This window comes from Proteus columbae (assembly GCF_002777965.1).
Lineage (GTDB): Bacteria > Pseudomonadota > Gammaproteobacteria > Enterobacterales > Enterobacteriaceae > Proteus > Proteus columbae.
Map to the genome: position 1 here is coordinate 128,201 of NZ_NGVR01000017.1, position 13,147 is coordinate 141,347.

10 protein-coding genes and 1 tRNA gene are annotated in these 13,147 nt (G+C 38.6%); 7 read left to right on the forward strand and 4 right to left on the reverse strand.

The annotated features are described in order from the left end of the window. The first annotated feature begins 5 nt into the window (after positions 1–5). A complete protein-coding gene (locus CBE70_RS07260; RefSeq protein WP_100158811.1) occupies positions 6–1,244 on the forward strand; it encodes a multifunctional CCA addition/repair protein in 1,239 nt (412 codons plus the stop codon). Here CBE70_RS07260 and folB read toward each other — a convergent pair whose 3' ends face one another. Beyond that, positions 1,245–1,595 carry a bifunctional dihydroneopterin aldolase/7,8-dihydroneopterin epimerase gene (gene folB / locus CBE70_RS07265; protein ID WP_099074474.1) on the reverse strand — a complete coding sequence of 117 codons (351 nt, stop codon included), beginning with the start codon at positions 1,593–1,595 and terminating at the stop codon, positions 1,245–1,247. 104 nt (positions 1,596–1,699) lie between these two features. On the opposite strand from folB, the gene plsY reads away from it, so the two are divergent. Further along, entirely contained in the window at positions 1,700–2,356 is a 657-nt protein-coding gene (plsY, locus tag CBE70_RS07270) for a glycerol-3-phosphate 1-O-acyltransferase PlsY (protein ID WP_023582777.1), read from the forward strand. Positions 2,357–2,453: 97 nt separating this feature from the next. On the opposite strand, the gene tsaD is transcribed toward plsY, so the two are convergent. Beyond that, the gene (tsaD, locus tag CBE70_RS07275; protein ID WP_100158812.1) at positions 2,454–3,476 is read right to left on the reverse strand and encodes a tRNA (adenosine(37)-N6)-threonylcarbamoyltransferase complex transferase subunit TsaD; all 1,023 of its coding nucleotides are present in this window, start codon (positions 3,474–3,476) and stop codon (positions 2,454–2,456) included. A gap of 342 nt (positions 3,477–3,818) precedes the next feature. On the opposite strand from tsaD, the gene rpsU reads away from it, so the two are divergent. The 5 genes from rpsU (at position 3,819) to CBE70_RS07300 (ending at position 9,520) form a co-directional block, all read left to right on the forward strand. Beyond that, positions 3,819–4,034 (forward strand): 30S ribosomal protein S21, encoded by a 216-nt coding sequence (gene rpsU, locus CBE70_RS07280; protein ID WP_001144069.1) that lies wholly within the window; start codon positions 3,819–3,821, stop codon positions 4,032–4,034. Positions 4,035–4,146: 112 nt separating this feature from the next. After that, positions 4,147–5,895 (forward strand): DNA primase, encoded by a 1,749-nt coding sequence (gene dnaG / locus CBE70_RS07285; RefSeq protein WP_100158813.1) that lies wholly within the window; start codon positions 4,147–4,149, stop codon positions 5,893–5,895. A gap of 186 nt (positions 5,896–6,081) precedes the next feature. Further along, complete coding sequence (gene rpoD / locus CBE70_RS07290; protein WP_100158814.1) at positions 6,082–7,938, forward strand: RNA polymerase sigma factor RpoD; 1,857 nt, start codon at positions 6,082–6,084, stop codon at positions 7,936–7,938. Positions 7,939–8,254: 316 nt separating this feature from the next. Beyond that, positions 8,255–8,331, forward strand: a tRNA-Ile gene (locus CBE70_RS07295). 271 nt (positions 8,332–8,602) lie between these two features. Then, a complete protein-coding gene (locus tag CBE70_RS07300; RefSeq protein WP_100158815.1) occupies positions 8,603–9,520 on the forward strand; it encodes a bestrophin family protein in 918 nt (305 codons plus the stop codon). A gap of 188 nt (positions 9,521–9,708) precedes the next feature. Here the strand turns inward: CBE70_RS07300 and CBE70_RS07305 are convergent, their stop codons facing one another. Both CBE70_RS07305 and CBE70_RS07310 read right to left on the reverse strand, forming a co-directional pair. After that, positions 9,709–11,238 carry a methyl-accepting chemotaxis protein gene (locus CBE70_RS07305; RefSeq protein ID WP_100158816.1) on the reverse strand — a complete coding sequence of 510 codons (1,530 nt, stop codon included), beginning with the start codon at positions 11,236–11,238 and terminating at the stop codon, positions 9,709–9,711. Between the two features lie 267 nt (positions 11,239–11,505). Next, the gene (locus tag CBE70_RS07310) at positions 11,506–13,032 is read right to left on the reverse strand and encodes a methyl-accepting chemotaxis protein (RefSeq protein ID WP_100158817.1); all 1,527 of its coding nucleotides are present in this window, start codon (positions 13,030–13,032) and stop codon (positions 11,506–11,508) included. Positions 13,033–13,147 lie beyond the last annotated feature (115 nt).

Consider the following 13,147-nt stretch of genomic DNA (forward strand, 5'->3'; position numbering starts at 1 on the left):
ATCCCGTGAATATATACCTTGTTGGTGGCGCTGTGCGCGACCAACTATTACAGATGCCAGTAAAAGATAGAGATTGGGTTGTTGTTGGTGCAACACCTCAAATGCTATTACAACAAGGCTATCAACAAGTAGGCAAAGATTTTCCTGTTTTTCTTCATCCTGATACTCATGAAGAATATGCCCTTGCGCGTACAGAACGAAAATCAGGCTCAGGTTACACGGGTTTCACTTGTTATGCGGCACCAGATGTCACGTTAGAAGACGATCTTGCTCGTCGTGATCTCACCATTAATGCCATTGCTTATTCTGCTGATGGGGAATATGTCGATCCTTACCATGGCATTGATGACATCAACGCGAGACAACTTCGCCATGTCTCTGAGGCTTTTTCTGAAGATCCTTTAAGAGTTTTGCGAGTTGCACGTTTTGCAGCACGGTTTGCGCCTTTAGGATTTAATGTTGCACCTGAAACACTGCAATTAATGAAGACAATGGCACAAAGCGGTGAGTTAAATGCACTGACTGCTGAACGTGTTTGGAAAGAGACTGAAAAAGCCCTTGAGAGCCCTGCGCCTCAAGTTTATTTTGAAGTTTTACGTCAATGTGGCGCTTTAAGTGTTCTTTTTCCTGAAATTGATGCGTTGTTTGGTGTGCCTGCTCCTGAAAAATGGCACCCAGAAATCGATACTGGCATTCATGCCATGATGGTACTTAATATCGCCAGTCAATTAACAGACGATATTGCAGTACGCTTTAGTGCCTTATGTCATGATCTGGGAAAAGGATTAACACCTCCTGAAAATTGGCCTCATCACCATGGACACGGCCCGGCTGGAGTTCCTTTAGTTGAAGCCTTGTGCCAACGTTATCGTATTCCTAATCATATCCGTGATCTGGCACGCTTAACGGCAAGATTTCATGATCATATCCATCGTATTGATAGAATGCGCCCTTCTAAAATAATCCGCTTATTTGATGCTATTGATGCATGGCGAAAACCTGAACGTGTTGAGCAATTAGCCATGGTAAGTGAAGCCGACGCCAGAGGACGCAAAGGATTAGAAAATCTCGTTTACCCACAACACGTGTTTCTTTGCCAAGCTTTCGCCGTTGCAAATAATGTGGATATTAAGCCAATCATTGAAAGTGGATTAAAAGGAAGCGCAATACGAGATGCACTAACCAAGCAACGAGAAGTCGCGATTATAAAATGGAAATCGCGACTTAATCAGGATCAGCACTAATTAAGCTTTACGCTCAATAATCACACCTACATTTGTGGCTTGTGCAACAGCTCCGGGTTTCGCTAATTTAATTTTTACTCTTGGTACAGCAAATTGCGTTATCAATAGCTGTGCCACTTCTTCAGCAACACGTTCAACTAATTCAAAACGTCGAGTCTCAACATAGTCGATAATTGCATTGCTCACACTGGCATAATCTAAACAATGAACCACATCATCAGTTTGGGATGCGCGTTTGTTATCCCATTCCATTTCGATATCGAACACTAATTTTTGTTTTATGGTTTTTTCCCAATCATAAACACCGATTGTGGTTATTACTGATAATTGCTCAATAAATACGATATCCATCACGTCATCTCTTATTTTTTCTGCTCATCGGATACCACTTCCGATGAAATATGCGTATTATCCATACATGCCTAACGAACTTACATAAACATTGGAGAATACAAATGAGTGCTAACGCACTTGGAATGATCATCTTCGCCTACTTGTGCGGCTCAATCTCCAGCGCGATATTGATTTGCCGACTGGCAAGACTACCTGATCCAAGAAAATTTGGCTCTGGCAATCCCGGAGCAACCAACGTCCTGCGTATTGGCGGAAAAGCCGCCGCCGCCGCCGTTCTTATCTGTGACGTCCTAAAAGGGATGATCCCTGTTTGGCTCGCCTATTACTTAAATGTGCCTCCTTTTTACCTCGGTATCGTCGCAATAGCAGCTTGTCTTGGGCATATTTATCCTGTTTTTTTCCACTTTAAAGGCGGAAAAGGTGTAGCCACCGCATTTGGTGCTATCGCTGCCATTGGTTGGGATTTAAGTGGGCTTATCGCAGGAACGTGGTTACTCACCGTCTTACTCAGTGGCTATTCATCACTTGGTGCGATTATCAGTGCACTGCTTGCCCCTTTTTATGTTTGGTGGTTTAAACCAGAATTCACTTATCCCGTTGCTTTATTATCATGTCTGGTACTTTACCGCCATCACGACAATATTCAACGTTTATGGCGTGGTCAAGAGAGCCGTATCTGGCATAAATTGAAAAAGAAAACCGAAAAAACGGAAAAAGAGATCATTCAAGAAGCTAAAGAGCAAGAAAAAGAAGATTAATTACATTACGTTTCAAATGAACGCCAAAAACAAAAAGCCACTTTCAAAAAAGTGGCTTTTTAACAAAGAGTAAGATCTTAATTAATACTCTAATAAATTATTGCTTATCAAGTGCAGGCAATTCAGCTAAAGGCCAGCGTGGTCTTACGGTCACACTTAACGGACCTTCTGTACCACCTTTAAAACGGATCATTCCCGCTAGTGCAATCATTGCGCCATTATCAGTACACAATTCAGGACGCGCATAAAAAACTTCGCCGCCTAATTGTTTCATTACGGTTTCCATTTTTGCACGTAATGTACGATTAGCACTTACACCACCCGCCATCACTAAACGTTTAAAGCCTGTTTGTTCTAAAGCTCTACGACATTTTATCGCAAGAGTATCAACAACCGCATCTTCAAATGCCCGTGCAATATCAGCGCGAGTTTGGTCTGAATCATCATTTTGTCGAATAGTATTAGCCGCAAAGGTTTTTAAACCCGAGAAACTAAAATCAAGTCCCGGTCTATCTGTCATTGGACGAGGAAAGACAAATCGACCTTCTGTGCCTTGTTGCGCCATTTTCGATAATACTGGACCGCCAGGGTAATCTAATCCCAACAGTTTTGCTGTTTTATCAAAAGCTTCACCAGCAGCATCATCAATAGATTCACCTAATAAGGTGTATTCGCCAATTCCCGTTACACTAATTAGCTGTGTATGCCCACCAGAAACCAAAAGGGCTACAAATGGAAACTCTGGTGTTTTCTCTTCAAGCATTGGAGCCAATAAATGGCCTTCCATATGATGAACAGGAATAGCTGGAACATCCCACGCAAAAGCTAATGAGCGCCCGATGGTTGCTCCTACAAGCAACGCGCCAACAAGGCCGGGGCCAGCAGTATAAGCAACCGCATCAATATCTTGTGCCGTAAGATTTGCTTCTTTCAGTGCCGCTTGAATAAGAGGTACTGTTTTACGGATATGATCCCGTGAAGCAAGCTCAGGAACTACCCCACCATAATCGGCGTGCAGTTTAATTTGGCTATAAAGTTGATTCGCTAATAGACCGGCTTTATCATCGTAAATTGCGATACCGGTTTCATCGCAAGATGTTTCAATTCCTAAAACTCGCATGACGCTTCCAAATTCTTCTTCGCTAACTCGCGTAATGAATCGATTGTATCATTATTTCGGTGATTTTATACGCCTTCGCAACATCTTTTACATACCAGCATGTGACAAATTCCTTTTTCTGTTCTATAATTATCCACCTATTTTAAGTGATTTAAATGTGTGGTTAGCGATTTTCGCTTTTCGTGTTCTCCCAAAAAAGACACAAAAGTGAGAGTTTGCGTTTCAATTTTGTGCATCTCTTTACAAAGTGCCCTGCTTTGAAGTAAAATTCCGCACCATTTTAAATGTCGGCTGGCTTAAATAATGCCAGCGCAAACCGATTTCTATTGAGGTGAGAGGCACATGCCGGTAATCAAAGTACGTGAAAACGAGCCATTTGACGTTGCTCTTCGTCGTTTCAAACGCTCTTGTGAAAAAGCAGGCGTATTAGCAGAAGTTCGTCGTCGTGAGTTTTATGAAAAACCAACGACTGAACGTAAACGCGCTAAAGCATCAGCAGTAAAACGTCACGCTAAAAAATTAGCTCGCGAAAACGCACGTCGTACTCGTCTGTACTAATATTTTGCGGCTTATACCGCAACGTATGCAGACACTGTAGTCGCAGTTAAAGGCCGTGCTTTCTTCTGAGAGCGCGGCTTATTCTCGTTCAACAACAGGCGTAAAAGGGCTTATGGCTGGACGAATTCCACGTTCATTTATCAATGATTTGCTAGCTCGAACCGATATCATCGATCTTATCGACGCTCGCGTGCCGTTAAAAAAACAAGGCAAAAATCATTCAGCGTGTTGTCCGTTTCATAATGAAAAAACGCCCTCTTTCACAGTAAATAGCGACAAACAGTTTTACCACTGTTTTGGTTGCGGCGCGCATGGCAATGCTATTGATTTTTTGATGAATTACGACAGACTCGATTTTGTCGAAACCATTGAAGAGTTAGCAGCAATGCATGGGTTAGAAGTTCCTTATGAATCAGGAACAGGCAGTAGCCCTATTGAACGACACATAAGACAAAATCTCTATCAAGTGATGGAGAAGTTGAATCAGTATTATAGTAGCGCTCTCAATAAACCTGATGCACAGGAAGCAAGAAACTACCTTGCGCATCGTGGGCTTAGTGAAGATATTATTACCCGTTTTTCTATTGGATTTGTACCAACAGGTTGGGATAACGCCCTAAAACGTTTTGGTCAAAGTGCCGATAATAAAGCCTTACTTCTTGAAGCGGGTATGGTAATAACGAACGATAATGGTCGCACTTATGATCGTTTTCGCCAACGAGTCATGTTTCCTATCCGAGATAGACGTGGTCGTGTTATTGCCTTTGGTGGGCGTGTTTTAGGTGATGATTTACCTAAATACTTAAACTCACCAGAAACAGAGATATTCCATAAGGGACGTCAACTTTACGGACTTTATGAAGCCCAACAATCTAATAATAACGTCACAAAGCTATTAGTTGTTGAAGGTTATATGGATGTTGTGGCATTAGCGCAGTTTGGTATTGATTATGCCGTTGCCTCATTAGGAACCTCCACCACAGCAGAACATATTCAGTTGCTCTTTCGGACAACGGATAACATTATTTGCTGCTATGATGGAGATAGAGCTGGACGTGATGCCGCATGGCGAGCATTAGAAACCGCCCTTCCTTTTTTAAATGATGGTCGCTCTTTACGTTTTATGTTTTTACCCGAAGGTGATGATCCCGATTCATTGGTTCGTCGTGAAGGTAAAGAAGCTTTTGAAAAACGTATGGAACAAGCACATTCATTATCAGAATTTTTATTTGATTCACTCGTTCCTCAAGTGGATCTGAGTACTCAAGAAGGCAATGGTAAGCTGTATAGTTTAGCCAGACCATTAATAGATAAGATCCCAAGTGAAACTTTACGTCTATATTTATTAAGAGAGCTTGGAAGCTTAACGGGAAATCCCGATATTGAGCAGATGGATCGTTTATTTGGCAGAACGCCGGTTAATCACGAGTTATCGTATCAACCGACAAAATTACGCACAACACCAATGCGTATATTGATTGCCCTATTGATACAAAACCCAGAATTCTCTAAATTAGTGCCCCCTCTTGAGGGATTAAGTACAGAAAAAATTGCAGGTCTATCGCTTTTTATTGAATTAGTTTCTGTTTGCCAAGCACAACCCGGCCTGAATACAGGACAAATTATCGAACTCTATAGAGAGAATAAATTCGGTAAACAGCTTGAAAAATTGGCAATGTGGAACGATATAGATATAGATGAGATTGCAGAGAAAACCTTTACAGACACGTTAGATCATCTTTTTTTAACCGCAATGGACGAACGTTTAAACGCGCTTATTGCGAAAGAGAGAACAGAAGGCCTAACGCAAAATGAACGCGAAGAAGTCCAATTGATAATACAGGCACGCGTTAAAAAGTAAACACAGAATTAAGATTAAAAACACGGCTTAATTGCCGCTATCGGTAGGTACTAAAAACCTACATTTGCTACGCTGAGGGGACCGTAGCAATCGACAATGAAAATGCCCCTCCGTAGTTATTGTTGGCTGAACAGTTATCGCCGACCGACACCAACCCAAATTACTTTGAAGTGTGGATACCGTCTTATGGAGCAAAACCCGCAGTCACAGCTGAAGCTACTTGTTACTAAAGGTAAGGAGCAAGGCTACCTGACCTATGCTGAGGTCAATGACCATCTGCCGGAAGATATCGTCGATTCAGATCAAATCGAAGACATCATCCAGATGATTAACGACATGGGCATTCAGGTTATGGAAGAAGCACCTGACGCCGATGATCTGATGCTGGCAGAAAATTCAAATGATACTGATGATGATGCTGCAGAAGCCGCAGCTCAGGTACTTTCTAGTGTAGAATCTGAGATTGGCCGTACAACCGACCCTGTGCGTATGTATATGCGCGAAATGGGTACTGTTGAACTGCTCACCCGGGAAGGTGAAATTGATATCGCAAAACGCATTGAAGATGGTATTAACCAAGTTCAATGTTCCGTTGCAGAATATCCTGAAGCAATTACTTATCTTCTTGAACAGTATGATCGCGTTGAAGCTGGTGAAGCACGTCTTTCAGACTTAATTACTGCGTTTATTGACCCGAATGCCGAAGAAATGGCAGAAAGTGAAGATGTCAACTTAGACAAAGATGATGATGAAGTTGACAACAACGCTGAAGACGAAGATGAAGACGAAGATGAAGATGGCGACAATGACAGCGATAGCGATGATGATAACAGCATCGATCCTGAATTAGCGCGTCAGAAGTTTACTGAGCTTCGTGAGCAATATGAAAAAACTCGCCAAACTATCAAGGCGAAAGGTCGCAACCACAAAGATACAGAGCTTGAAATCTTATTGTTATCTGAAATTTTCAAACAGTTCCGTTTAGTACCGAAACAGTTTGATTATTTAGTTAACAATATGCGTGACATGATGGACAGAGTTCGTGCTCAAGAGCGTCACATCATGCGTCTTTGTGTTGATCAAGTTAAGATGCCAAAGAAAAACTTCATTACGCTGTTTACAGGTAACGAAACCAATGACACATGGTTCACTGCTGCCCGCGCAATGAATAAGCCTTGGTCTGAAAAACTGGCAGGTATTGAAGAAGAAGTACAACGCAGCTTACAAAAACTGCAACAAATTGAAGTTGAAACCGGACTGACAATCGAACAGGTTAAAGATATTAACCGTCGTATGTCTATCGGTGAAGCAAAAGCACGTCGTGCGAAAAAAGAGATGGTCGAAGCGAACTTACGTCTCGTTATCTCTATCGCGAAAAAATATACCAACCGTGGATTACAGTTCCTTGACCTAATTCAGGAAGGGAATATCGGTCTGATGAAAGCGGTTGATAAATTTGAATACCGTCGTGGTTATAAGTTCTCAACTTATGCAACATGGTGGATCCGTCAGGCAATTACTCGTTCAATCGCTGATCAGGCACGTACAATCCGTATCCCTGTTCACATGATCGAAACGATTAATAAACTGAACCGTATCTCTCGTCAAATGTTGCAAGAGATGGGACGTGAGCCTTCACCAGAAGAGCTTGCAGAACGCATGCTGATGCCTGAAGACAAGATCCGTAAGGTACTGAAAATCGCTAAAGAACCAATCTCCATGGAAACCCCAATCGGTGACGATGAAGATTCACATTTAGGTGATTTTATCGAAGATACTACTCTCGAATTACCACTGGATTCTGCAACATCAGAAAGCTTACGTTCAGCAACTCACGAAGTGTTAGCTGGTTTAACATTACGTGAAGCGAAAGTCCTGCGTATGCGTTTCGGTATCGATATGAATACTGACCATACCTTGGAAGAAGTGGGTAAACAGTTTGATGTTACCCGTGAACGTATTCGTCAGATTGAAGCGAAGGCACTGCGTAAATTACGCCACCCAAGCCGTTCTGAAGTATTACGTAGCTTCCTTGATGAGTAATCAACTTACTTTTCAATAAAAGTTATAATAAACGCCTGTGATACCACAGGCGTTTTTTTATGGGATTTTGATACGATATCTACAATCTATCTAATCTACGATAGATTTCACCTACACATATTTATAAAAAATAGCCTTATTATTTATATTATTGTACCTGTGCGTAAGCTTATCCATAAATCGTTACACTATGTTATTGATATCACAGTTATTCTCTGTTTTATTTTTTTATTGTTTAGATTGAACAGAATTTGCGCATACAGTCATTCAAAGGCTAGACCTAGTGCCAAATGGCACGTATAATCTCATTCCATTAGGCCCCTTAGCTCAGTTGGTTAGAGCAGGCGACTCATAATCGCTTGGTCACTGGTTCAAGTCCAGTAGGGGCCACCAAATTTTAGCTGTTAAATCAGCTCATTAAGCCACTTCTTAGCAAGTGGCTTTTTTGTTTTTATTAATCATTGCCTCATTCTTGCCCATTGAAACTGATGCATTATCCCTTCTCAGCTCGTGATCGTTAATCCTCCCTATTAAGAGATGATTTATTACTCCACATTAATTAAATTTCATCTTTAACACATTTAATAGAATTAATTAGATAATCTCTTATTTTATTGCAATAATATTCCCACAAATTCAAATCTTGTTTTATATCATTACTATTATGGTCATTCGTCCTAATCAACACTGGTTTTTTCGGTTATTTGATTGGCATGGTTCTGTGCTTTCAAAAATAATCTTTCGCTTATGTCTTAATGTTATCATGTCAATTATCGCTATTTTGATTTATCAATGGTATGAACAATTAGGAATACACTTAACAGTTGCTCCTTTTAGTTTACTCGGTATTGCCATCGCAATATTTCTTGGTTTCAGAAATAATGCAAGCTATAGCAGGCTTGTAGAAGCCAGAACCCTATGGGGTAATATGTTAATTACTCATCGTAATATATTAAGAAATATAAAAGCATTATTACCTGAAGATAAACAATTTAATCGAGACTTTTCTAATCTATTAATTGCTTTTAGTTGGAGTTTAAAACATGAGTTAAGAAAAACAGATCCAATGGTTGATCTTTACCGCCTATTACCTCGAACTTTATTCAATGAAATAATAAATAGCCCTTATCCCACTAATCGTATTTTATTACATATCGGTTTAAAAATAGGCGAACTGAGAGATAACAAGATGATAAGTGACGTTATTTTTCAATCTATAAATAAAGATATTAATAATTTATCTGATGTACTCGGAGGTTGCGAACGGATCTCAAATACTCCAGTTCCATTTGCTTATACTTTGATATTGCAACGTACTGTTTATTTATTTTGTACATTGTTACCTTTTGCTTTGGTAGCAGATCTTCATTATATGACACCATTTGTATCAGTGTTTATCTCTTATACTTTTTTATCTTGGGATTCATTAGCTGAAGAATTAGAAGATCCTTTTGGTGTATCTGCAAATGACTTACCCTTAAATGCCATTTGTAATACGATTGAAAGAAACTTATTAGAGATGCAAGATATTATGCCATTACCGATAACAGTAAGACCAGATAAACATTATAATTTATTGTGATTAATAAATAACAATATAAAAACAGTAAAATATTAACACTGTCTTTTTATCTACCTTGTTTTTTATTAATAAGATAAAAAAATATTTTAAGCAACAGATAAACAATAGATAAACAATAAAGCTCACTTGAGTTTTACACTCAGAGTGAGCTTGTTTTGAATACAATATTAACAGACTAACTTAACGGATTAATATTGTTCTTTAATTTGAAAGACCGAAACTTTATCTGTTAAGTTTTGTGCTTTCTCATCTAAAATCATTGTCGAAGTTGCACCTTGTTCAACTAAAGCCGCATTTTGCTGAACAACAGAATCCATTTGGTTAATAGCTACTGCGATCTGTTCAATACCCACTTTTTGCTCTTCTGATGCAATACTAATACCCTGCATGATATCGCTAACTTTAGTAATAGAAGAAACGATATCCTGCATATGCTCGCCCGTTCTATTTACCAATTCTCTACCATGAGCAACATCAGCAACAGACTCTCTGATAATTTGGTTAATTTCACGCGCAGCATCCGCACTTCTTGCTGCTAAATTTCTCACTTCTGTTGCAACAACAGTAAATCCACGGCCTTGCTCACCTGCACGCGCCGCTTCAACGGCTGCGTTTAATGCCAGAATATTGGTTTGGCTTGCTATGTTATTAACCACATCATTGATTTCAGCAACTTTTAATGTTCCTACCTCGATTTTCTTCATCGAGTTAATTGCATCATTCATAATGTTAGAACCATCAATCGCTAAATCGCGTGTTTCTGCGGTAATGGAGTTTGCTAAAATCGCATTATCAGTATTATTCACTACGGCGATTTTTATCTCTTCCATACTTGCTGCTGTTTGTTGCAGAGCACTTGCTTGCTCCTCAGTACGAGAAGAGAGATCTTGGTTGCCAGAAGCAATTTCTGCCGAACCCTTTTTGATCTCTAGTGCTTCTTCTTTAACAAGTTGAATAGTCGATGTTAGCGAAGTTTGCATATCCCCTACATTAGAGAACAAAGTTCCAAACTCATCATTTCGTTTCTTAGGTAGAGTGAAACTTAAATCACCCTCTCCCACTTTTTGCAAAATGGCTGATAGTGTATTCAAATTAAAGATAAACGTTTTATTCACCCAGCGGATGACAATATAAAGAAGAACAAGAATGATCCCCAAAGCAATGATGGTTGTGTAAAGTGATAACTGCACCATCCAAGCTTGCTGTGCTTTAATATCATCATTCACACCTTTAGTGATCATAAGATATTCATCAAAAAGATCAGATAAGCGATTAAAGTCATCGGAGAGGTTTGATTCTGTATAATCTAGCGTATCGATAGGTGCAATAAGTTCATCTAGAAGATAATAGAATAACACTGATAATTGTTCTGAATTACGTTGAGCATCAGGACTTATCTTCTTCACGCCGACCCAATGTGTAATAGTCGCTTTTGATTTTGTCGCCAACTCTTTCGCTTCAGCAACAAGTGATTTAATTGTTTCTTGCTTATTTTCATCCGTCATTGTTTTCAACAACATTAGGTAGTTGACGTGAGAACGAATGGTCGCTAATTCATACCTTGCTTCTTGAACACTATTCAATCTGGTATTCAAAGAATCCAATGATGCGAAGTTTTCTTGCATTCTATAAATAAAAAACGACGACAATACAGATGATAATAAAAAAATGGCTAATAATATGATAGAACCTACTTTAGCTGATCTTTCAATACTCATGAAATAATCCACCCCGGTAATAAAGTGATACAAATGTACTCATTTATCGGCACGAAATAGATTTTATTTACTGATTAATCAGAATTATCGATACAAACACTTATTACAGTTCTCAATCAATGATTACGACTAGTTTTTTATACTGATATTCATATTTTAACTTTGATAATATCTCACAATGAAATAATATTTTAGTGTTATTAATAAGTTAAAAATAAAACAGCGCACTTCAATACAATACTTCAAAGTGAGCTGTTTTAATCGTCATTACATCGGTTCCTCAATCTGAAATACCGCCACATTATCCATCAATACCTGCGCTTTTTCGTCTAACATCATCGTTGAAGATGCGCCTTGATCCACTAAAGAGGCATTTTGTTGTACAACCGTATCCATCTGATTAATCGCCACTGCAATTTGTTCTATCCCTATTTTTTGTTCTTCTGAAGCGAGACTTATCCCTTGCATAATATTGTTTACTTTTGTAATTGAAGAAACGATCTCTTGCATATGTTTTCCCGTTTTATTAACGAGAGCGGTTCCTTCTGCGACATCTTTTATAGATGCTTTTAATATCTGGCTGATCTCTTTTGCAGCATCTGCACTTTTGGCTGCTAAATTTCTTACTTCAGCCGCAACAACGGTAAAACCTCGCCCTTGTTCTCCTGCTCTCGCAGCTTCTACCGCCGCATTTAATGCAAGAATATTGGTTTGACTTGCCAAACTATTAATAACCTCATTAATCTCACCCACTTTTACCGCACCCTGCTCTATTTTTTTCATTGATGAAATCGCTTCTTTCATCACTTTAGCGCCATCGATAACGATGTCATTAGATTGATTAATAATCTCATTGGCTTCTTGAGTATTTTCGGTGTTATTGGCTACTGCGGTTTTAATCTCTTCCATACTGGCTGCGGTTTGTTGTAATGCACTAGCTTGCTCTTCAGTACGAGCAGAGAGCTCCTGATTACCTGATGCAATATCGGAAGCGCCCCGTTTTATCTCTAACGTTTCTCTTTTTACGGTAAGAATGGTAGAAGTTAACGCTTTTTGCATATCACTCACATGTGAAAATAACTCACCAAATTCATCTTTTTTCATTTTAGGTAAATCGAAAACTAATTCCCCTTTCCCAACTTTGTTTAACACATTAGACAACGTATTAAGGTTATAAATAAAGGTTTTATTTATCCAACGAATAACAAAGTATAAAATAACGGATAGAATTAATAAGGATATAAGAGTGGAATAAATAGAAAGCTGAACCATCGTATCTTGTCTATTTCTGAGCCCAGCACTATTTTTGGCTTTAACAGAAACATAGTTATCAAATAAATTATTTAATCTATCAAAATCATTGGCAAAGTCTGTATCTTTTATATGTATTGCTTCTGAGCTATTTGACGCAATCAAGAGTCTATCAATTAGACTATAAAATAACTTTGCTATTTCTTCTGCACTTTTTTGTGCTTCTACTGTGACTTTCTTTTCTTTTACCCATATATCCATTGCATGTTTAGCACTTACCGCAATTTTTTTGTTTTTCTCAATAATTTCAGCATCTTTAGCATTTGTTTCGGCGGTATCTTGTATCAGAAAATTCACATTAGAACGCATAATCGCTAATTGATAACGCGCCATCAAAACATCGGTGTAACGTGTCAATAACACTTCAACTTGAGTAAAATTATTTTTCATTTTATAGATGAAAAATGTAGATAATGCAGAGGATAAAATAAAAATTAATAACAGTGCAGATGCGCCTATTTTAGCACTTTGTTTAATACTCATAATAAAAATACCTATATGTACATATCGATAAACTTTATTTTTTATCGACGAAGTTATTTTTTTATTTAATTATCATTGATACATATAAGTTAATAATTTTTATTTAAAAATTTTT

What these genes read in the sequence shown, in the direction of transcription:
- folB (WP_099074474.1), bottom strand. Translation starts at nt 1,595, where the DNA reads ATGGATATCGTATTTATTGAGCAATTATCAGTAATAACCACAATCGGT.
- plsY (WP_023582777.1), top strand. Translation starts at nt 1,700, where the DNA reads ATGAGTGCTAACGCACTTGGAATGATCATCTTCGCCTACTTGTGCGGC.
- tsaD (WP_100158812.1), bottom strand. Translation starts at nt 3,476, where the DNA reads ATGCGAGTTTTAGGAATTGAAACATCTTGCGATGAAACCGGTATCGCA.
- rpsU (WP_001144069.1), top strand. Translation starts at nt 3,819, where the DNA reads ATGCCGGTAATCAAAGTACGTGAAAACGAGCCATTTGACGTTGCTCTT.
- dnaG (WP_100158813.1), top strand. Translation starts at nt 4,147, where the DNA reads ATGGCTGGACGAATTCCACGTTCATTTATCAATGATTTGCTAGCTCGA.
- rpoD (WP_100158814.1), top strand. Translation starts at nt 6,082, where the DNA reads ATGGAGCAAAACCCGCAGTCACAGCTGAAGCTACTTGTTACTAAAGGT.
- CBE70_RS07300 (WP_100158815.1), top strand. Translation starts at nt 8,603, where the DNA reads ATGGTCATTCGTCCTAATCAACACTGGTTTTTTCGGTTATTTGATTGG.
- CBE70_RS07305 (WP_100158816.1), bottom strand. Translation starts at nt 11,238, where the DNA reads ATGAGTATTGAAAGATCAGCTAAAGTAGGTTCTATCATATTATTAGCC.
- CBE70_RS07310 (WP_100158817.1), bottom strand. Translation starts at nt 13,032, where the DNA reads ATGAGTATTAAACAAAGTGCTAAAATAGGCGCATCTGCACTGTTATTA.